We start from the raw sequence: 19,548 nt of genomic DNA, 5'->3' as shown, positions 1-19,548 counted from the left end.
ATTCGAACTCATTCAACCTTTTAATCTTGCCAGCATGGCCCACCGGCGTTCGAATCGCCGCCGGTATTTCGGAAGTCCGCGGTATAGCTCTACCGTCTCACGGTAAGCTCTGCGGGCTTCTTCCTTTTGCCCCAATCGCGCATACAGCTCGCCAAGGCGGTAATAGGCTTCGCACGACGAGGAATTCACCGAGCCGAACGTCTCCAAATAACGGATCGCTTTCCCCGGTTCCGTATCCGCCCAGGCTTCGGCCAGTCTCAGGTACGGCTCCCCGTACTTTACGCGCGGATTCAGCTCCAGCGCTTCCAGCAGCAGCTGCTCCCCCTCTTCTAAGGAGCCGAGCTTAAGCTTGCACACCCCAAGCTCCGCCCTGACATCAGCGGAATCTTCCATGACGGTACTAATCTGCTCCAGCAGCTGGGACGCCTCCCTATATTGGCTGCGCTCCATGAGAAGGCGGGCCATATCCAGCTTGGAAGACGTTTGATGTGGGTTCATGCTCAGCTCTTGCCGCAATCGGGCAAGTCTTCTTGCCCGCTGAATGGGCTTGAAAATGCTCGGCGTCAGCCCGATAAATCTTCGGTCCAACGCATATAAAATAATCAGCAGCACAATGAGTGCGATAAACGGATTCCCTGTCAGCCAGGTTAATGCGACAAATAACAGCAGCTTGCTCATTCCACCGTACCCTTCCTTTGTCTATTTTTCCCACCTATTGTAACATATTTTTCTAAAATGTTGACTTTCCGCCAGCGATTTGGATAGCTCAACCCAATTTTGGTATATTCTACTTAACGATTGTGAACAATTTGCGCACGAGAAGGACTTTGCCTCCGTGTCAGCGAATGAACAAGGCAAACGATACTATTGAGATGGCTACGACGTAGCAGAATCCGGGGGGATTAGTTGCATGAATGAAATGCAAGCCAGTAAATGGAGCAAGACGAGAGCCATGGGGAAAGCCAAATATGTCATGTATTTTGGCGTTCTGTCCTGGGGGCTGCCCCTGGCGGCCTTGTTTACGCTCATGGAATGGTTAACTCAGGGAACGGTCAGCACTTCCTGGGTTTACATTCGAATTATTGTCATGGCTATTATCGGCTTCTTTATCGCGAATTTCCGCTGGGAAGCCAGGGAGAAGAAGCTCGAGATGTTTCATCAACCGAAAAAATCGCAGGCGAAGGCCAAGCTTTAACGGCTTAGGGCTTGAGAGCGGGAACTTTGTTCCGGCTCTTTTTTTGTTCCCATTTACATAAAAACAATATTTTAAAGTCACTTGACAAAAGTAAGTACATAATTTATTATACTTACATAACGTAAGATGTTTATTATTTCACATCCTACTTACTTATCAATCTACGCTTATTTTCAAGGAGGAATTATTCATGTCTACTGTTCTTTTTGTCAAAGCTAATGGTCGTCCTGCCGAGCAATCCGCTACGGTAAAGCTGTACGACGCTTTCCTCGCTTCTTATAAAGAAACTCATCCTCAAGATACGATTCAAGAGCTGGACTTGTTCGCCGAAGAGCTTCCTTACTACGATGTGGACACATTGACAGGCTTGTTCAAGCAAGGCAAAGGCTTTGAATTGACGGCTGTTGAAGAGCAAAAAGCAAGCAACGTTAACAAATACCTGGAGCAATTCATCGCTGCCGACAAAGTGGTATTTGCCTTCCCATTGTGGAACTTCACCGTTCCTGCTCAATTGCTGACCTACTTCTTCTACATTCTTCAAGCAGGCAAAACTTTCGCTTATACAGCTAACGGTCCTCAAGGCTTGCAATCCGGCAAAAAGGTTGCTTTGCTGAACGCACGTGGCGGCGTATACTCCGAAGGTCCTATGGCTTCTCTGGAAATGTCCTTGAACTATGCTAAAACCATCATGGGCTTCATCGGCGTTCAGGATGTAACAACTGTTGTGGTGGAAGGCCATAACCAATTCCCTGACAAAGCGGAAGCTATTATTAGCGAAGGCGTGAAAAATGCGGCTCAAGCAGCTGCTGCATTCTAATCCTTGCCCTGCAGCCAAGACCCCCAATCCCTATAAGGGATTGGGGGCTTTCTTTTTATTGCAGACAGAAAAAGGTCCACAATCGCTCGGATTGCGGACCATCAAGTCGTTTATATTATAAAGGGGGTCGAGTTCTATTATATCCGCCCAACATTAAAGCCAGATGAATATCATATTACAATTTGATTACTGGACCGTCTCGGGATTCGGCGCTTTCTTTCTCATAATAAACAGCGCGAACAGCACCAGCACCTCCGTGTTTACAAAAGCTACACCGAAGCCGAACAATCCGAACATGCGGGAGAAGCCTTCGAACAGAGAGCTCCACCACATGCAGCTAGGCACCGTGATGGCCAGATTGACTGCAAGGGATATTAAAAATGAAACGAGCATTCTCTTCGTCTTCAGCATAATCAGGATGCCGATAAGAAGAGGAAAAACAAACGCAGCGCTTATTATTAGCCAATATATATTATCGTAAGACAACCTGCTCACTCCCGAAACCGATTCAATGAAGCTTTACTCCTTACTAAGGGTAACAAATCAACGTGGCGAAAACAACCGATTCTTCATTTTGTTTCAAAACTGTCATACTATCACTTGCCCGCCGCCATCGGTTATAATATAAATGAAATCAATTTATTGGAGGAGGTGCCTACTATGGCACAAAGTAAAGCAAAGAAAGCGCGCGCCCGAAGGGTACGTGAAGGCGGGTTGAATCCGGAGCTTCAAAGATTGCAATGGAACGGACTCGTACCGGTTGAACGAAAAACACCTACCTTGACTGAGAAGAAAGAAAGGCTTCATCGCAAGCACAAACAAAAATGGAACCGCACCCTGCAGAGCAGCGACGGTTCCATTTTTTATTTTGGCGCCTGATCCCGGTTATGACGAAGGCAGCTGCTGTCTCTGGATTTCCTGTGTCTGAGCATTCAGCTCATACAAGAGGTTCCCTCCGCTGTCATATGCATATAGCTTGCTGTCCCAAGCATTCTCGCTTGCAGGATCCTTCAGGGAAAAGGAACGTATGACCATATAGAGATTGTCCCGCGGCTCCGCTATCTGTTCCAGCCCATCCGGCCATACAATGCGAAGCCGGACTACGTTCGGATCGTGAACCTGCCCCGCATAATAATAGTGATATCGCTTATCTAACGTCGACATCCCCATTCTGAAGCTGATCAGCGTATCCGGATTCAGCTTACTGCCGAAGCCTCCGCCTCTATGGACCCACAATAACCCGAACGAGCGTGACATGAACATTTGGTGAAACAATCCATGCTCTTCATCATACAGCAGCGCCGCGAAAATGCTGTCCTCGCTCTCTATCATTGTATGAATCTGAGCAGGCGGCATTTCCATGCTGAGCAGAGCCTCCGCTGCCACCCCTTCCGGAGTCCAGGGATCGTCCGAATAGTGAAGCCTCAGCAGGAAAGTCCCTGCAGCCAATATGATGAACCAGCGCAGCAAATGACCTCTATTCCGTTGAACAAAGCGGGCTATCCTCATCTTACGTCCCCCCCGGTTAAAGGAATCATAAAGCTGAAGGATTCTCCATAAGCTTCGCTAAAGATTCGAACACTGTGAACTCCCTGCGGTACATCGCTGAATAAATAATTCCCGTCGGAGCGAAATGCTGTGTTCGTGCTGCTGTATCCCCGCGGGGTCAGTGGAATCCCGCTGTCGGTTTCCGCCAGTACCCGATTCGGCAGCTTATTGGGATTATTGCCCGTTCCGGTCATGTATACGGATAATTCCCCTTGACCGCCGTAGATAACGCCATTCACCCGCAGCTTTTTACCGAAATACAGCTGGGTCTCTGAACCGCCTTCATAAAAACTCCCCAGCCGCTTGGCTTCACGAATCTCTTTCTGGTAACTATTCATGCTAATATAAGGCCTTACGGCGAGCATCATAATTTGCAGCAACAGGGAAATGACCAGGATCCATTCCAACATACGCAGAGCCTTCCGCAACTGCTGTCCCCCCTTTGGCCGGTTATCCTCTACCTATAGAGGACGCTTTTTTCCAGCAAAAGGTTGCCGGGAGGGATTGGATTACCGAAAAAAGAGCTTATGCCTTGACGAAGACGGTCTTGATAGAGGTGAAAAATTCAATAGCCGCCTGCCCTTGCTCTCTGGAATGCGAGCTGGACTGCTTCATCCCGCCGAACGGCGCCTGCAGCTCAACACCCGCCGACTCCGCATTAATACGAACCAAACCGGCATCCATCTCCCGGATAAACGATAGCATGGAGCCGATATCCCGGGTAAAGATCGAAGCGCTTAAGCCGAACCTCACATCGTTTGCCAGCTCAATCGCTTCCTCCAGCGAGTCTGCTTTCATCAAAGCCAGCACGGGACCGAATATTTCTTCCTGTGCGATAGTCATGCCGCGGGTAACAGCTTCGAACACGGTGGGCTCGACATAGTAGCCGTCCTGCAGCTCTTCCGCTTGTGGCTGCTTACCGCCGCATAGCAGCACAGCCCCTTCTTGCTTCCCGCGTTCAATGTACCCCAATACCGTATCCAGCTGGGATTGGCTCGCGCAAGGCCCCATCCACGTATCCCCGTCCAATCCGCTGCCCACGCGAATGGCGCTGACTTTATCCAGCAGCTTCTTCTTGAACGGTTCGTACACGTCGGAATGGACGATCACCCGGCTCGTTGCCGTACATTTCTGTCCGGTCGAGCGCAAGCCACCGCTGATCGTTGCCTCCACGGCCAAATCCAGATCGGCATCGGCCGCAACGATGACCGGGTTCTTCCCGCCCATCTCCAGCTGGTATTTGGCCCCGCGCTTCAGCGCGCCCAAGCCCACCTGCTTGCCGACTTGATCGGAGCCTGTGAAGGTAATGCCTTGAATGTCGGGATGGTCGATAATCCCCTGCCCGATCACCGTCCCCCTGCCTGTTACCATGTTGATGACTCCTGCCGGGAGGCCCGCCTCATGGAAGCACTCCATGACGAGAGCAGCCGTTACCGCCGTTTCCTGTGCAGGCTTGAATACGACGGTATTGCCGTAGACAAGGGCCGGCGCAATCTTCCATACCGGAATCGCCACCGGGAAGTTCCACGGTGTAATAACGCCGACTACGCCGAGAGGGGCACGGGTGGTGAACATCAATCCCTCGCTGTCCGTTGACGGGATGACATCCCCTACCTTGCGCATGCCTTCGCCTGCATAGTAGCGGAGAATGGCGACTCCGCGGGCCGTCTCCCCCTTTGCCTCCGGAAGTGTCTTGCCCATCTCGCGCGTCATCATTTCCGCGACCTCGTTCAACCGCCGCTCCAGCGCATTGGCTGCTTTGTACAAATAGTCTCCTCTGGCGGCCCCGGATAATCTTGCCCAAGAGCGGGACGCCTCTTTAGCCGCCGCTGCAGCCGCATCCAGGTCGGCCTGTACGGATTTTTGCACAAAGCCGACGATTTCACGCCGGTTCGCCGGGTTGATGCTTCCTTCCGTTTCCCCTGAAGCCGAGGCAGTCCACTGACCCCCGATATAATTAAGATACGTGCGATTGCTGCTTCCAGTCATCGTTATTCATCCTCTCCTGGGTTTTTACCTCATTCGTAAGCGTACCGATCCCGCTAATCCCGATTTCAATGCGGTCGCCGTCCTGCAATGTGAACTCATTGGGAGGCACTATGCAGGTGCCGGTCAGCAGCACCGTTCCGTCGAAAATATCGTTGTCGCGGGTCAGGAACGACACCAGCTCTTCCAGTCTGCGCTTCAGCTGTCCGGTGCTGGCGGTTCCTTCCACCACCTTCTGCCCGTGGCGATAAATACGGCACACGATATCCAGCGCGTACGGATCGGCTACCGTATCCGCAAGCCGGATCGCAGGGCCGATCGAGCAGGACCTGCGCCACATCTTGGCCTGCGGCAGATAGAGCGGGTTCTCTCCCTCGATATCGCGGCAGCTCATGTCATTCCCGATCGTATACCCGATAATCCGTCCCGCTCTATCGATCACGAGCCCCAGCTCCGGCTCCGGAATTTGCCAAGCCGAATCGCTGCGCAGGCATAACGTGCCGCCAGGCCCCACGGTCCTAGCCGCTGTGGATTTAAAAAACAGCTCCGGCCGCTCCGCATCATACACCTTATCGTAGAAGGTGGACGCGTCCAGCTTGCCCCCTGTCGCTTCATAATTACGGGCCTGCCGGCTTCTCTCATAGGTAACTCCGGCAGCCCACACCTCCGGCGCTGTAATGGGAACGAGCAGCTCCAGCTCCTCCATGGAACTTCCGGAGGCCGTCCGGCCGGGAAGCTCCCGTTCCAGCCAAGCCGCTGCCGTTATTCCTTCCTTCTCGGCCGTTTGCACCAGTTCGAATAAGTCGCGGAATTCCAGCGGATACACGCTTCCTTCCTCTGTTACAGCTGCCATTACCGCCTTCCCTTGCTCCAAGTAGCGAATGATTCTCAAGATAGCCGCCTCCATTTGTTTTATAATATAAAACGACGTTCTGATAAAATTGCACTTGAGAACTACGTCCAGCGGCATTCTTGGCCATTGACGCAGATCCCGCGTTAAGCGGAAGCTTATGAGACCCATCAGGAAAGCTTACTTGCGGCTTTCCTGAGCTTGCTAAAAGAGATTTTGCATGAGAATCCCGTCTACCTCATGACCATCCCGAAGCCCATTCGCTGGGAAATGCTCTCACCTGCCTTTTTCAATTCCGGTAGGAAGCCTTCCAGCTCGGCGTCGTTCACATTGGATACGAGCGTGGATATGCTTACTGCAGCGATAACCTGACCGGAATGGTTGCGTACCGGAACGGCTGCGCATCGTACTCCAGGTTCGTTCTCCTGATTATCGATGGCATACCCATTCTTCCTTACCTGCTCCAGCTCGCGGATGAACGTTGCCGGGTCCGTTATCGTTCTTGGGGTGTGGACCGTGTACTCGTATCCCCGCAGGAGCTGCTCCTGCTCCTCCGCCGGCAGGAATGCCGCCAGGATCTTCCCTACGGAGCTGCAATGCAAAGGAATCCGCCTGCCGATGCGTGAATACCGGATGACCGCTCTTGCGCCCTCGACCTTATCTATGTATACGCCCTCCCTGCCCTCGCGTATGACCAAATGAGCGGTTTGCCCTGTCAAGGAAGCCAGCTCCAGCAGTACGGTACGGGAAAGCGTACGGATATCCAGCTGCTGAAGCAGCAGATGGCCGCGTTCGAGCAGCTTCATACCGAGCCGATACTTGCCGTTCTCTTCGTTCTGCTCGATGTAGCGGTGCTCCTGAAGCGTTTTCAACAGGGAATGCACCGTACTCTTATGCAGATCCATTTTTCGGCTGATTTCGGTAATTTTCAGCTCACTATCCTGTTCATCGAACAAGTCGAGGATGCGCAGAGCTCTGTCTAATGACTGAATAATCGGCATGTGGTAACTCCTTCGCACGTAGTAGATCCTTAGGTTTGATATTATAAAATGCTGTTCTGGTTGTATACTTTCCACTATAATGCAGTTGTCATAAATTGACAACCACTCTTTAACAAGAATGAATAAACGTTTGGAAAGCTTCCCATTCTAGGGTGGGGTATGTTTTCCCGAAATCCATCAAAGGAGGTCCAAGTCCTATGAGCAGATCCAAGGCACGCCGCGAGAATGAAGCCAAAATCCGCAAGCAAACGCCCCATCCGCATGGGCATATTACTTCATTGGAAGAATACGCCGAGGAGTACGAGGCGGCGAAGCAATCCTCCAACAACGGGAACCAGCAATAACATCTAGCCTGGCCCGGCCCCTCCAAGCATCTTCCTCCCGGCTTCTTCATAAAATGGGAGTAAGAACGTGAAGAAGGGGATGATTCAATGGCACCTGCGCTGTGGATCGAGCTTTGTTCCTGGATTATCGTTTTGTTCGGTATTATCGGCGGCTTCTGCTATGCGATGTACCGGTTCATCAGCAACGATACGACCGAATATGATATGGAATTCCTATGGGATAACAAATTTCGGCTGAAGGATTTGGAACTCGATCGTAAAAAACGCAGGTAAGCCTACCGAGCAAGCCCCCGGCCCCCCCGGGGGCTTGCTTTTACCGTAAGCATTGCCACAGCTTAGGGACTTAAGCGCCCCACTTCTTCTTCAAAAAGCTTAGAGCAGCCGGAAGCTCACTATCCCAATCATGAACGGTACATTCCACGGACACTCCGCCCTGATAGCCCGCCGCTCTCAGCTGCTTCACGAATTCATCATACGGGTACTGACCGGTTCCGGGAGAACATCTCCCCGTATCCGCTACATGAATATGGGCCAGCCACTCCTTGTGCTCGGCGATCGTCTCCAAGGCTTCCTGCTCTTCATCCATGTGATAAAAGTCCGCCAGCACCCGAATCTGCGGCCGATGAACAGCTTTGGCCAATGCAGCCCCTTCGGCTACGCTGTTGATGATATTGGATTCCTTCCTGTTCAACGGCTCGATAGCCACTGTTAATCCGGTTCCTTCACATTCATCCGCTATCAGGGAGAGCAGCCTTACCAGCTGATCCTCCGCTCTCTCGCGCTCCCATCCCTCCGGTACATGCCGGGATCGGCCGCTGCCCAAAACCGCGATGGAAGAACCCGCCCGGCTCATCGTATCGACAGCCTGGGCCACGTAATTGCGGATTCTCCGCTCATCCGCTTCGGGACCCACCAGCTTCATATCCCACGGAAAAAAGCTGTTCCAGGCTTTGACCGGAATAGCCAGGCTCGCATATATCGGAAGCGCTTTCTTGACAGCTTCCGGTCCCTCCTTCATCAGCGGGGAAAGAGGACATTCCATGTAATCGTACCCGTTCTCCTTGACCTGCTCGGCACGCCCAATACCTGCACACCATCCAAATTCCGTCATAAGCGATTCCTCCTCCAATATGACTATCAGGGTCATTCGCTGCCAGAACTATAGAAGGACTTCTGCTTTTATTGTAATGGAAAACCAGCTTCGTTTCCGAACCTATCTTGTTGCTTCGCGTCATTTTCTACTTTTATTGCCGTACATTTTATGCCTATGCAGCTGAAATCAAGGAGTCCAAAAAATGTACAACTCTTGTTATACGACCGATCGAAGAACTGCAGCGTTTCGGTCCAGCCGCAGCTGCTGCCGCATTACCTTCACCCTGCCGATGGCGGCCTTGCTGTCGTTGCCCCATTCAGCCGGTGTCAGGCATGAGGACGTTCCCATGCTTCCTTAAAGGACGGGGTATCCGGCTGCTTATTAACAGATAATTGCCGGATCTCCAGCTCGAACAGCGGCTTGCTGATCAAGAAGCCCTGAACATACTCGCACCCCCATTGACGGAGAAAGTCAAGCTGTTCCTGAGTCTCGACCCCTTCTGCCACAACCTCCATCCCCATTCTGTGGACCAGAATAATGATGGATTCCACAAGCGAATCTGTCACGGACTCCCGGGTGATATCCTTGATGAAGGATTTATCGATCTTCAAGGTTCGGATCGGAAGCTGTTTTAAGTAGCTTAATGAGGAGTACCCTGTACCGAAGTCATCCAAAGCAATGCTGACTCCATAATCCCGAAGCGTTTGCAGATTACCAATCGCGGATTGGAACGATTCCATCATGATGCTTTCCGTAATTTCCAGCTCCAAATATTTGGGAGCAAGCCGGGTTTCGAGCAGGATGTCGATGACCATTTGGGCAAAATCCGGCCTTTGAAGCTGAATGGCAGATATATTGACCGAAATGATCGAGTTCGGAAAATGATTTTTTTGTATGACCTTATTTCGCTCGCATGCCGTGCGAATCACCCATTCACCGATAGGAATAATCGCTCCGCTTTGTTCCGCTACCGGAATAAAATCCATTGGCGATACCGTACCCATCTGGGGATGCACCCAGCGGATTAACGCCTCAAAGCCCCGGATACGGTTCGTACGAAGATCCTTCTGCGGCTGGAATTGCAGGATCAATTCATTATGGATAAGCGCCTTGCGGAGCGCCTCTTCCAGTCTTCCTCGTTTCAGGAGCGCTTCCCTCATTTCCATATTGTAGAAGCGGTAATGGTTTTTCCCCGCGGACTTCACGTTATACATAGCGGTATCGGCGTTTTTAATCAGCTCCTCCGCATTATCCCCATCACCGGGATACAGCGCTATTCCCAGACTCATCTTCGTATAAATCTGTTCGTTCCGTATAAATTGAGGATACTGGAATTCATCTTGTATCGTTTGAATGCGGGAGAGCAAATGATGCAGCTGATCAAAGCCCTCCAACAGCAATACGAACTCGTCCTCGCCTATTCTGGCCAGCGTATCCTTGGGAGATACAAGGCGCTGCAGCTGCTGCCCAACCCGGTTCAACAGCTCGTCGCCGAAAGCATAGCCTCGGGTATCGTTGATCAGCTTGAAATTATCCAGATCCGCTACGACGACCGCCAAGCGTGTGCCCTGCTCCTGCGATACGGTTATCGCCTGATTCAGCTTCTCCATTAACAGCCTGCGGTTAGGCAGCTCGGTTAGTGCATCGTACAGGGATAATTGCAGGATGCGCCGCTCAGAATTTCTAATTCTCGTGATGTCATAGCATGTCCCGGTGATCGATTTCACCTGTTGGTCCGCACCGAGCACCGGAGACAGCGTGGTCACATACAATCGCGTGCTGCCATCCTTGTGAGCCACTTCCTTCTCAAAGGTAACGGGACGTTTCCCGTAAACAGTGTCCGTAAGCAGCTCCTGCCAGCGGGCCAGATCGTCCCTGAACCCAAGGACGTCAAAGACCCACTGCTCCTTCAGCTCCTTGGCTTCGATCCCCAAATCATCCATAAACTTCTTGTTCGCCGATAATAAATTTCCGCGCAGATCGCAGCGGAAAATCAGATCATTGGAATGCTCGACAAGCGTACGATACTGCTCCTCGCTTTCGAGCAGCTTGCCCTCCGTCTCTTTCTTACGGATTTCGTGGGTGATGAAGTAACGAATGATGATCACTACGAGCGGGTACGTCATAATCATATAAATGGCAATATGCTGAATCAGGTACTGATCCAGCCCTTTAGGTAAAACAAGGAACCATATGGCGCTTTCGAGCGCGATGATGACCCCGAACACAGCATAAGCCAGCGTAGGCTTTTTGAACCTGGGCTCATATCGATTCATCAGTACGCCAAGCACCATGGCCGTTACAATCCCGCCTACTCCGCTGATGATTCCGGCGCCGCCTAAATACGCCCTGTAGCCTCCTACGATGAGCATCGCGAGGATACCGGAGATACTGCCTCCGAAAGTCCCGGCCAATGCCACAAGGACCGTCCTGAAATCAACAATCACTCCATCGGCGATATATAGTGGATCGAGCATGACTGCAAGGCCCGTCATACCGAACCAAACGCCAAATATAGCGCTTACCCAACGTTTAGAAAGCTTAGAAATAAGAGGGTACAACCAATGGAACAAAAAGATAAACGTTAAAAGCACGGAAGCGTTGATAGCTATTTTCTCTAACGTTTCATATGTGTTCGACATCATCGCTCCCCCTCTTCTCTATTTATCGGTATCCCATGATTTATCCGCTCATTCTTTCATATCGCCTGGCCTGCTCCGCCATCACCATTCCGCCTTCACAGCAAAAAGCCTGCAGCAGCATCGAATACAGCTTTCTTGTCGAGTGAATGCCAAGCTTTTTCATAATATTGTCCAAATGGTTTTTGACCGTCTTCACGGAAATGGAGCAATGATCAGCTAATTCCTGATTAGAATATCCGTAGATCATCAAAAGAACCGCGATTTCACTTTCCCGGCGCGTTAAATGATTTCTCTCTGCGAATGAAAGCATCGTCTGCCTGACATAGTCCAAATATTTGCCTTCATATTTCGTTGATACGATTTCCAGCATGAATTACTTGACCCCCATTGTTTTGATGACTCATCTTGTTGTTCGACATTAAATGACAAAGAGTCGCATATTATGGCAATATCATCCACCATTCTTCCTATTATGAGCGAAAATTGTAAAAAAAGTTTATGGATTAATGTTAGCAAGCCATTATGCTTTTTACATATTCATAAATTTATATCCAACCCCCCATACGGTTTTGATAAACATCGGCTGCTTGGAATCCTGCTCTATTTTCTTGCGTAAATTCCCGATATGCACGTCGATGGCACGGTCGTTCACGAAGGAGTCAAATCCGCGTACCGCGTTGATCAGCTCCTCCCTGCTGTATACCTTCCCGGGGTTGGCTACGAACAGCTTCATAATTTCAAATTCGGAAAACGTCGTATCGACGTGCTGTCCGTTCACATACAGCGATCTTTTCTCATAGTTCAAAAAGATTTGGTTTGATGTGACGCTCTCTGCTCCAGGATTTTTAATTTGATGATTGTAATACGTTCTTCGGATCATTGCCGCTACCTTAGCCGACAGCTCCCTCATGCTGAACGGCTTGCATAAATAATCGTCGGCGCCGGCATGCAGCGCGTTCACCCGGTCCATGACCTCGGTTTTCATGGACACGACGAGAATGGGAACCGTCGATATTTTGCGGACTTCTCCGCACAATTGAATTCCGCTAATATCAGGCAGCACCATGTCGAGCAGTACAATATCAGGATCGAACTCTTCCAAAAGCGTCAGCGCCTCTTTTCCGCTCTCGGTGCGGTGAACCGTATAGCCTTCTTCGGATAAATACATGGAAAGCATGTCCCCGATAATAATGTCATCTTCAACAATAAATACTTTGTGCATGAACGCTCACCTTTTAGCAAGATAAATGAAGTTAATTTTTTGAATTGTAAATCTTTTGCTCAAACTTTCCTTACATTTTAGGATTTCTTTCCCTACTCGTTCCAGCCGTTCAAGGAAGCCAGAATATCCGCAAGCTCCCGCTCGAGCCCTGCAAGCTCCTGCTCCCAATCGCTGTCCGCTTCTTCCGCAAGCTTGGCATCCATGGCAGATGCGAGCTCGAATAGCTGATCCGCCGCCAAATTGCCGGCAACTCCCTTCAGAGAATGGATGCTTCGCCGTACGTTATCGAGCTGTCCGTTCTCCAGCTGGGCGCTCAGCTTCTCCGTAAAATGGCGGTATTCCATCTGAAATTGATTAAGGATATGTATCAATATCGGCATCCTGCCGTTCAACCGGTGCAGTACACGCTCCAAATCCATGCCGTGAACCTCAGGGAGCTGCTGCTGTCCGTTCCTTTCACCATCGGCTTTCGTCTCTTCCGGCCCTGGAACATCGGGGTGCTCCCCTGCGTCCTGCGTCCGTACGCCCGTCCATTTGTCCAGCATTCGGGCCAATTCCTCCGCATCGATAGGCTTGCTCAGAATATCGTTCATCCCGGATTCGAAGCATAGCTCCCGCTCCCTGGCCATCGCACTGGCGGTCAAGGCAATAATGGGAAGGTCGTCATAGCGGCGGTCTGCCCTGAGCCTGCGAACAGCCTCATATCCATCCATCTCGGGCATATGAATGTCCATAAACAGAAGGTCCCATTTCAATTGCTCGGCATAATGTAATGCTTCCCTGCCGTCACGCGCCACCGTCACTTCGAACCCTTCACTCTGCAGCAGCTCAACGGCCACCTGCTGATTGATCTCATTATCTTCAGCAAGCAGGATTCGTCCCCGGCGGCAAGCCGAAGGAGGTCTCGGCTGCGTGGCAGGCTCGGGCGCCGGAGCCTTGATACCCGGCGGTGCTTCAAGCACAGACCGGATCGCTTGCGATAGTCCCAGCCGGTTCAGAGGCTTTACCAAAATATTGTCGGGCCGCTCGTGTTCCTGCATCCGAAGCAGCTCTTCCCTGCCGTAGATCGAGGTCATCGCAATGGTTCGGGTATCGACGGATTCAGCCGTTTCCTTCCATTCAAGCCAGGTCTCCGGACCGTACATATCCTCGGCCTCCATATCGAGCAGAACGGCATGAACAGGGTTATGCTTACCGCAGGCGGCCAGCAGCCTGGCTCCTTCAGCCCATGAAGCGGCACATAGAACCTCGAGCGCAAGCGAACCAAGCAGCTCCTTGAGCTTGCTTCGAATGAAGGGATTATCCTCTACGACAAGAATCCGGTATGCAGATGGACCGGCCGTAAGCTCCAGCTTCTCATTCTTCGCCGAGGCAGCCCTCTCAAAGTACAGCGTGAACGTAAAACAGCTCCCTACTCCTTCCTTGCTGGTTACGGAGATAGAGCCCCCCATCATTTCTACGAGATTTTTGGAAATGACCAGACCGAGGCCGGTTCCTCCATATTTCCTGCTGGTTGAGCCGTCCGCTTGGGAGAATGGCTCGAACAGCTTGCTTAAATGCTCCTTTTGAATGCCTATCCCTGAATCAGCGACAGAAAATGCGATAAACATCCCTCTGCTGTCCGCTTCCAGCAGGGTCAGCGTGATCGTAATGACACCTTGCTTGGTAAATTTAATGGCATTGCTGCACAAGTTAAGCAAAACCTGCTCCAGCCGGAGCGGGTCCCCCATCAGGGCATCCGGAAGCTCCTCCGGAGTGTCGATGATAATATCAATCGGCTCTTTTCCAAGAAGCACGCTCATCATATCCGATAAATTGCGTATGATTTCGTGTATATTGAAGCATACCTTTTCCAATTCCAGCTTACCTGCCTCCACCTTGGAGTAATCCAGGATGTCATTCACAATCCGAAGCAGCGTGTTGGAGGAGGCCAAAATTTTATGGCCGTATTCTTTCTGAGCCGCACTCATTTCCGTTCTCAGCATAATCTGGGCGAATCCGATAATGCCGTTTAACGGCGTACGGATTTCATGGCTCATCCTGGCCAGGAATAGGCTTTTCGCTTCATTGGCGTCATCGGCCTCCTGTTTGGCCTGCAGCATTTCCGCCCAAATCCGGTTGTATTCCGAGATATCCCGGGCAATGACGGAATAATAAACGACCCTTTGGGATTTATCCCTGTGGGCTACTACAATAAGAGACATAGGTACCTTCCGGCCGTCCGTCGTGACGATATCGGATTTCGTTTCCCAATACCCCTTATCGCGCACCCGGTGCAGCCCTCTGATATAAATTCGGAAGGTGCCGTTATCCAGATACTGCCTGGCTTCCTTCGTGCGCTCATCCAGCTGCGGAATGCCGATAATCTCCATCCCCGCCGGATTCATGTAAAATATATTTCCTTGCGTATCAATGGAAGCGATTAAGTCTTTGGCCGCGTCTAAGATGCTTAACAAGCGGTTGCGAGTATCCTCGGTCTGCTTGTACAAGCGAATATCGTGCGCAATGCCGACGTAACCGGTCACCGATCCATGCTGGTCCCGCATGGGACTCACGTTCAAATTAACAGGAAAACGGGTCCCGTTCTTATGAATATATGTCCATTCGTAATCCTTCGGATCATGTCTGGGCGATTTGGTCAAAAACACGGATATATCCGGCTTAACCAAAACTCCGAGCTCTTCGGTCAGACGCTTCGCGCGTTCCTCCAGCTCTTGCCGGTCATGCAAAAGAAATACGCTCTCTTTAAAAATAACCTCGTCCGCGCTGTAACCCAGTATCGTCTCTGCTCTGCGGTTAAAATAGGTGATCTTGTAATCCGTATTAATAACGATTATAGCGTAATCATTCTGATTAATAATCGCATTTAACCTTTCGAACAGGTTGCGGAGATTATCCACCATCCCGTTTACCGATTGGGCCAGTGCACCGATCTCATCCTTGGAGCGGAACAAAACCGGACTCACCTTCAGATTGCCGCCGGCTACATTTTCGGTGACGTTCAATATTTGGCGAATACGGGCAACCATTTTGTTCAGCAAGTAGAACATGATGATGCCAAGGATAATTTCTGTAAAAATTACGCTAAGGACCGTGCGCCAAAAAAGAGATTGCAGCGGCTTCTGAAACGATTCCATCAGCACGCAGACCGCCATGTACCATTTGGTCCCGGGTACCTCGGAATAGAAGATAAGAGCAGGCTCTCCCTTTACCTCGGTCTCGACAAAGCCGTGGCGGTTCTGAACAAGCTCAGGGACAATCGGCTGAAACGGAGAATCCGAATCCAGCACGTTGGAGTGTAAAATTTTGCTATGATCCGGATGGTAAATGATCGTACCGTCCCTCTCGAATAACACGGTAACGTCGGACGGCCCAACCATATAATTTGTGAAGCCGTTGAAGACCTTGTCTGTCGGAAGATCCGCTTCCAGTACTTCCTTAATTTTGTAATCATTATCGAAAATAGGAACCTGCATCGTAATAATCAGCTTTCCATCCGTACTGCGAACAAATGGATTGGATACGATATCATTTCCTCGCAAAACCTCGTTAAACGTAGCCTCATCCGCAATATGCAGCGTCTCCCCGCTGATCATCCTCAGCTTCCCCGACGCATCGCTGATGCCGAAAGAGGTAAACATCCCTGTCGAGCGGTCCCTCTCTCTCAGCAAATAGTCCAGCCGATCCTTATCCTCGCCGAACCGAATCAGATCGCTGTGGCTGATCACCTTCACTTCAGCCAATCGGTTCGATATCCAGGTGGTCAAGTCTTGCGCTTGCGTTTGGACCTTGGCCCGGGAATTATCCTTGAGCGATTGAAAGATGGTCATCTTGGCGGCATTGTAATTGCTCCAGCCCACCAACGATAACGAAATGCTAGTAATAAGGAGAAACAGTACGCTAATCCGTACCCTCAGCGACGCCCTCATAGCTCCCCCTTCGTGTGACAGTATATTTTGAATGTATGGTATGGATTCTATGATAGTTTCATTATAACCCTGCCCCGCGTTTTATCCTACAGCCGCAAGCGATTTTCGACAACAAATTCGGTAACTTTTTCTAATGGGGGTAAGGCAAATCGCGGGGGAAATAGAGAGGACCGGACCTCCCGCCGGGGGCGCGAGGTCCAGTACGCAAAACGAGGCTTAGAGGCTTAGCAGGCCGAGATCCAGCTTTTAAGCGTAAGAAGATCATCCAAAGCGGCTTGATACAGCTTCTCGCGCTCTTCTCCCGGTCCTGTGCCCTCGACGAATTCCAATGTGTAGGAGCCCTGAAAGCCGGCCTTCTTCATAAGCTCTAGCTTCACGGCGATTTCTTCCGGATTGGAGCTTAACCGCCGGAAGGTTTGGCCTCCATAACGGTATTGAACATGCGCGTGAGTAATCGCCGGGCCCAAATGCTCGAACCAGTCCTCCAGCGGCCCCAGGCAATGGAACGGATGGATGATCGCCTCACAGCGATCCATAGCCTTCATCGCCGCTGCCGCCGCCCGCGGCTCCTCCATCACGGTATTCGGATGACACTCGCACAATAGACGGCATGGCTCGGGAAGCAGCTGGACCCATTCATTCCAGTTGCGGATATACGTGTCCAGCATGCCCTGCTCGCGTCCGAAATTGAACTTGACCGCTTGGGCGCCCAGCTTGGCGATAAGCTGCGCAGCCTGCCGACGCTCTTCCTCCGCCCCGTCCTCGAACGATACATACGAATTATAGACCGATACGGGCATCGCGGATGAGGCCAGCCGTTCCAGCTCGGCTCCGCCGCATAAAGCCGCATGATTCTCCCACAATTCCAAACCGTCAAACCCGTCCTGCTTCAGGCGCTCTATCCACTCGCTGACAAGATAGGAAGGCTCCTTGCCTGCAGCCCAGCGATTTCGTTCAAGAAGTATCGTGCCGAAATAAACCTCACCTTCATGACGTCTCATCTTCTTATTTCATCTCCCTTGGTTAGCATGCCTTATCCCCGATACTTCTTCCTGTGCCTCCCGTTTTCCTTCTTGCCGTGCTTTATTCCTTTCGATCAGGCTATCGCGGCATCGAAACAAGAATAAGCCTTCAATCCCGAATAGGAACTGAAGGCTTACGATTATGATTATGATTAGGGTTACAGCTGTACGGCGTCTTCCTTCACTTCAGCTCCGCGCACGACGGAGTCTTGCGTAAGGGACGGTATTTGAGTGCAGCGGATTTGCTCTGAGCCTTCTCCCGTAACGTGCAGGAATACATCGTGGCGGCCCTTGGACACGACTTGCTCAAGCTGCAAATTCCGGCTGTTGTGAACGCGGACGACCGGCCCGTTCTCCGGTACGACGGTCAATTCCCGCATCGAAATGTTCTCGGCATTCGTACACTCGATCGCCTGCTTCGCTTCGATGGATACCCGATTCAGATGGATGGAGCGAATCGGCATCTCCGGCAGGCCTTTCAGATGAATGCCGATCTCTGCACCCGCGCAGACCGTATCCTCAATGAAGATGTCGCGGAATTGAGGCGTGCCTTCATTGATTTCTGCACGGGCATCGGGATCTCCCTTGACTTCATAGTACATATTGAAGGTAATCGCTTCACGGGCGATATCCTTCATCCGGATATTGCGAATATAGATTTGCTCTACCGTTCCTCCGCGGCCCCGGGTGCTCTTGAAGCGGAGCCCGACATCCGTTCCGATGAACGAGCAGTTCGAGACGAGCAGGTTGCGTACGCCCCCTGACATTTCACTGCCGATAACGAATCCGCCGTGACCGTGGTACACGGTGCAGTCGCGAACTACAACATATTCGCAAGGCTTGCCCAGCTTGCGGCCCTCCTCGTTTTTACCCGATTTGATGCAGATGGCATCATCGCCGACATCAAAGACGGAATGAGTAACCTCCGCATAGCGGCATGATTCCAGATCCAGGCCGTCGCCGTTCTGCGAATACCACGGGTTGCGAACCGTGATATTGCGGATTGTGATGTGCTCGCTTACCCATGGATGCAAGCACCATCCGGGCGAATTCTGAAACGTCGGCCCGTCCAGCAGGATGCGGCTGCAGCTGCGCAGGCTGAGCAGCACCGGGCGCAGATAGGATTTCACAGGCTCGTAATCCTGGATGGACGTTGATCCCTGCTTACGCAGCGCTTCGACTGTCGCGGCCCCTTTCATGGCGGCTTCCGTCGGCCACCAAATCTCGCCGTCCGCGTCCACCGCTCCGCCAGAGGCAAGCAGCTTCTTCCATTGCATGTCCGTCATCTTGAAGCGTTTTACCGGACGCCAGGCATCCCCCGAGCCGTCGAAGATTCCGTGACCGGTAATCGCGATATCCTCCAGCTGCTCTCCGTACAACGGAGACATGCAGCGAACCGACGGCAACCCTTCAAAATTCGATTCGATCAGCGGGTAATCGGAATAGTTCGGGCTGAAGCGAATGACAGCCCCGTTCTCCGTATGTAAACGAATCCGGCTCTTCAGGACGATCGGCCCTGTCAGCCATACTCCGGAAGGAATGATAACCGTTCCTCCGCCCGCAGCAGCGCAGGCCTCTATCGCGGCTGCGATCGCTGCCGTATTCATAGTCACACCATCTCCGCAGGCTCCGAAATCGGTGATGGTTACGCTTCGTTCCGGTATATTCGGAAGCGCAATTTCAGGCATGTCAAACGGCGCTTTACCATCGCTGCCAACGGCTGAATTTGCAAACTTGTTCAATGCAGTTTTCCTCCTAATACAATGTAATTACAGAGCAATGCCTCTTTCATTCCGGTATATCATAGCAACGGATACCGCTATCCACAATAATCTCTATCTCAGTATTTATCCAAATTAGAGCAAAAACCGGGCCGTTATCGGGCTTTTGACCGATTCT

General features: G+C 51.4%; 20 protein-coding genes. 5 read left to right on the top strand and 15 right to left on the bottom strand.

What is annotated here, in order from left to right:
• Nucleotides 1-12 precede the first annotated feature (12 nt).
• Nucleotides 13-678: a tetratricopeptide repeat protein gene (locus B1728_RS02245; protein WP_079908536.1), complete on the bottom strand. Its 666-nt coding sequence runs from the start codon at nt 676-678 to the stop codon at nt 13-15.
• A gap of 232 nt (nt 679-910) precedes the next feature.
• Between B1728_RS02245 and B1728_RS02240 the strand changes: the two genes are divergently transcribed.
• Nucleotides 911-1,195 carry a hypothetical protein gene (locus B1728_RS02240; protein ID WP_079908535.1) on the top strand — a complete coding sequence of 95 codons (285 nt, stop codon included), beginning with the start codon at nt 911-913 and terminating at the stop codon, nt 1,193-1,195.
• A gap of 190 nt (nt 1,196-1,385) precedes the next feature.
• Entirely contained in the window at nt 1,386-2,012 is a 627-nt protein-coding gene (locus B1728_RS02235) for an FMN-dependent NADH-azoreductase (protein WP_079908534.1), read from the top strand.
• 186 nt (nt 2,013-2,198) lie between these two features.
• Here the strand turns inward: B1728_RS02235 and B1728_RS02230 are convergent, their stop codons facing one another.
• Nucleotides 2,199-2,498, bottom strand: coding sequence for a hypothetical protein (locus B1728_RS02230; RefSeq protein WP_079908533.1), 300 nt, complete (start codon nt 2,496-2,498; stop codon nt 2,199-2,201).
• Between the two features lie 174 nt (nt 2,499-2,672).
• Between B1728_RS02230 and B1728_RS02225 the strand changes: the two genes are divergently transcribed.
• A complete protein-coding gene (locus B1728_RS02225) occupies nt 2,673-2,891 on the top strand; it encodes a hypothetical protein (RefSeq protein ID WP_079908532.1) in 219 nt (72 codons plus the stop codon).
• A gap of 6 nt (nt 2,892-2,897) precedes the next feature.
• Here the strand turns inward: B1728_RS02225 and B1728_RS02220 are convergent, their stop codons facing one another.
• From B1728_RS02220 to B1728_RS02200, 5 genes are all read right to left on the bottom strand, one after another.
• Nucleotides 2,898-3,521: a hypothetical protein gene (locus tag B1728_RS02220; protein ID WP_079908531.1), complete on the bottom strand. Its 624-nt coding sequence runs from the start codon at nt 3,519-3,521 to the stop codon at nt 2,898-2,900.
• Nucleotides 3,518-3,970 carry a hypothetical protein gene (locus tag B1728_RS02215; RefSeq protein WP_144027729.1) on the bottom strand — a complete coding sequence of 151 codons (453 nt, stop codon included), beginning with the start codon at nt 3,968-3,970 and terminating at the stop codon, nt 3,518-3,520. Before B1728_RS02215 ends, B1728_RS02220 begins: the two co-directional genes overlap by 4 nt.
• 115 nt (nt 3,971-4,085) lie before the next feature.
• Nucleotides 4,086-5,549, bottom strand: coding sequence for an alpha-ketoglutaric semialdehyde dehydrogenase GucD (gucD, locus tag B1728_RS02210; protein WP_079908529.1), 1,464 nt, complete (start codon nt 5,547-5,549; stop codon nt 4,086-4,088).
• Nucleotides 5,518-6,438: a fumarylacetoacetate hydrolase family protein gene (locus tag B1728_RS02205; protein ID WP_179135846.1), complete on the bottom strand. Its 921-nt coding sequence runs from the start codon at nt 6,436-6,438 to the stop codon at nt 5,518-5,520. The genes gucD and B1728_RS02205 overlap by 32 nt, the downstream gene beginning before the upstream one ends.
• A gap of 191 nt (nt 6,439-6,629) precedes the next feature.
• Entirely contained in the window at nt 6,630-7,397 is a 768-nt protein-coding gene (locus B1728_RS02200) for an IclR family transcriptional regulator (protein WP_079908528.1), read from the bottom strand.
• A 197-nt stretch (nt 7,398-7,594) separates the two neighbouring features.
• Here B1728_RS02200 and B1728_RS36065 point away from each other — a divergent pair, with 197 nt between their 5' ends.
• Together B1728_RS36065 and B1728_RS02195 are read left to right on the top strand one after the other, a co-directional pair.
• Nucleotides 7,595-7,741: a DUF6254 family protein gene (locus tag B1728_RS36065; protein WP_179135845.1), complete on the top strand. Its 147-nt coding sequence runs from the start codon at nt 7,595-7,597 to the stop codon at nt 7,739-7,741.
• Nucleotides 7,742-7,828: 87 nt separating this feature from the next.
• A complete protein-coding gene (locus tag B1728_RS02195; protein ID WP_079908527.1) occupies nt 7,829-8,014 on the top strand; it encodes a hypothetical protein in 186 nt (61 codons plus the stop codon).
• Nucleotides 8,015-8,084: 70 nt separating this feature from the next.
• Here B1728_RS02195 and B1728_RS02190 read toward each other — a convergent pair whose 3' ends face one another.
• From B1728_RS02190 to B1728_RS02160, 8 genes are all read right to left on the bottom strand, one after another.
• Nucleotides 8,085-8,852 carry a sugar phosphate isomerase/epimerase family protein gene (locus B1728_RS02190; protein WP_179135844.1) on the bottom strand — a complete coding sequence of 256 codons (768 nt, stop codon included), beginning with the start codon at nt 8,850-8,852 and terminating at the stop codon, nt 8,085-8,087.
• Nucleotides 8,853-9,050: 198 nt separating this feature from the next.
• Nucleotides 9,051-9,182: a hypothetical protein gene (locus B1728_RS36635; RefSeq protein ID WP_256865197.1), complete on the bottom strand. Its 132-nt coding sequence runs from the start codon at nt 9,180-9,182 to the stop codon at nt 9,051-9,053.
• Nucleotides 9,161-11,479, bottom strand: coding sequence for an EAL domain-containing protein (locus tag B1728_RS02185; RefSeq protein WP_079908525.1), 2,319 nt, complete (start codon nt 11,477-11,479; stop codon nt 9,161-9,163). Before B1728_RS02185 ends, B1728_RS36635 begins: the two co-directional genes overlap by 22 nt.
• Before the next feature lie 37 nt (nt 11,480-11,516).
• On the bottom strand, nt 11,517-11,846 hold the full coding sequence (locus B1728_RS02180; protein ID WP_079908524.1) for a helix-turn-helix domain-containing protein: 330 nt from the start codon (nt 11,844-11,846) through the stop codon (nt 11,517-11,519).
• Between the two features lie 159 nt (nt 11,847-12,005).
• A complete protein-coding gene (locus B1728_RS02175) occupies nt 12,006-12,698 on the bottom strand; it encodes a response regulator transcription factor (RefSeq protein WP_079908523.1) in 693 nt (230 codons plus the stop codon).
• 92 nt (nt 12,699-12,790) lie between these two features.
• Complete coding sequence (locus tag B1728_RS02170; RefSeq protein ID WP_079908522.1) at nt 12,791-16,627, bottom strand: response regulator; 3,837 nt, start codon at nt 16,625-16,627, stop codon at nt 12,791-12,793.
• 224 nt (nt 16,628-16,851) lie between these two features.
• Nucleotides 16,852-17,628 carry a TIM barrel protein gene (locus tag B1728_RS02165; RefSeq protein WP_079908521.1) on the bottom strand — a complete coding sequence of 259 codons (777 nt, stop codon included), beginning with the start codon at nt 17,626-17,628 and terminating at the stop codon, nt 16,852-16,854.
• 179 nt (nt 17,629-17,807) lie between these two features.
• Entirely contained in the window at nt 17,808-19,391 is a 1,584-nt protein-coding gene (locus B1728_RS02160; RefSeq protein WP_256865196.1) for a glycoside hydrolase family 28 protein, read from the bottom strand.
• Nucleotides 19,392-19,548 lie beyond the last annotated feature (157 nt).

The organism is Paenibacillus sp. 32352, from assembly GCF_002042965.1.
GTDB lineage: Bacteria > Bacillota > Bacilli > Paenibacillales > NBRC-103111 > Paenibacillus_S > Paenibacillus_S vulneris.
Note: the sequence above shows the minus strand (reverse complement) of the source record. Positions and strands in the feature narration are given on the sequence as shown.

Excerpts from the sequence above, each read along its gene's own strand:
- B1728_RS02245 (WP_079908536.1), bottom strand. The coding sequence starts at position 678 with ATGAGCAAGCTGCTGTTATTTGTCGCATTAACCTGGCTGACAGGGAAT.
- B1728_RS02240 (WP_079908535.1), top strand. The coding sequence starts at position 911 with ATGAATGAAATGCAAGCCAGTAAATGGAGCAAGACGAGAGCCATGGGG.
- B1728_RS02235 (WP_079908534.1), top strand. The coding sequence starts at position 1,386 with ATGTCTACTGTTCTTTTTGTCAAAGCTAATGGTCGTCCTGCCGAGCAA.
- B1728_RS02225 (WP_079908532.1), top strand. The coding sequence starts at position 2,673 with ATGGCACAAAGTAAAGCAAAGAAAGCGCGCGCCCGAAGGGTACGTGAA.
- B1728_RS02220 (WP_079908531.1), bottom strand. The coding sequence starts at position 3,521 with ATGAGGATAGCCCGCTTTGTTCAACGGAATAGAGGTCATTTGCTGCGC.
- B1728_RS02215 (WP_144027729.1), bottom strand. The coding sequence starts at position 3,970 with ATGTTGGAATGGATCCTGGTCATTTCCCTGTTGCTGCAAATTATGATG.
- gucD (WP_079908529.1), bottom strand. The coding sequence starts at position 5,549 with ATGACTGGAAGCAGCAATCGCACGTATCTTAATTATATCGGGGGTCAG.
- B1728_RS02200 (WP_079908528.1), bottom strand. The coding sequence starts at position 7,397 with ATGCCGATTATTCAGTCATTAGACAGAGCTCTGCGCATCCTCGACTTG.
- B1728_RS36065 (WP_179135845.1), top strand. The coding sequence starts at position 7,595 with ATGAGCAGATCCAAGGCACGCCGCGAGAATGAAGCCAAAATCCGCAAG.
- B1728_RS02195 (WP_079908527.1), top strand. The coding sequence starts at position 7,829 with ATGGCACCTGCGCTGTGGATCGAGCTTTGTTCCTGGATTATCGTTTTG.
- B1728_RS02190 (WP_179135844.1), bottom strand. The coding sequence starts at position 8,852 with ATGACGGAATTTGGATGGTGTGCAGGTATTGGGCGTGCCGAGCAGGTC.
- B1728_RS36635 (WP_256865197.1), bottom strand. The coding sequence starts at position 9,182 with ATGGGAACGTCCTCATGCCTGACACCGGCTGAATGGGGCAACGACAGC.
- B1728_RS02185 (WP_079908525.1), bottom strand. The coding sequence starts at position 11,479 with ATGATGTCGAACACATATGAAACGTTAGAGAAAATAGCTATCAACGCT.
- B1728_RS02180 (WP_079908524.1), bottom strand. The coding sequence starts at position 11,846 with ATGCTGGAAATCGTATCAACGAAATATGAAGGCAAATATTTGGACTAT.
- B1728_RS02175 (WP_079908523.1), bottom strand. The coding sequence starts at position 12,698 with ATGCACAAAGTATTTATTGTTGAAGATGACATTATTATCGGGGACATG.
- B1728_RS02170 (WP_079908522.1), bottom strand. The coding sequence starts at position 16,627 with ATGAGGGCGTCGCTGAGGGTACGGATTAGCGTACTGTTTCTCCTTATT.
- B1728_RS02165 (WP_079908521.1), bottom strand. The coding sequence starts at position 17,628 with ATGAGACGTCATGAAGGTGAGGTTTATTTCGGCACGATACTTCTTGAA.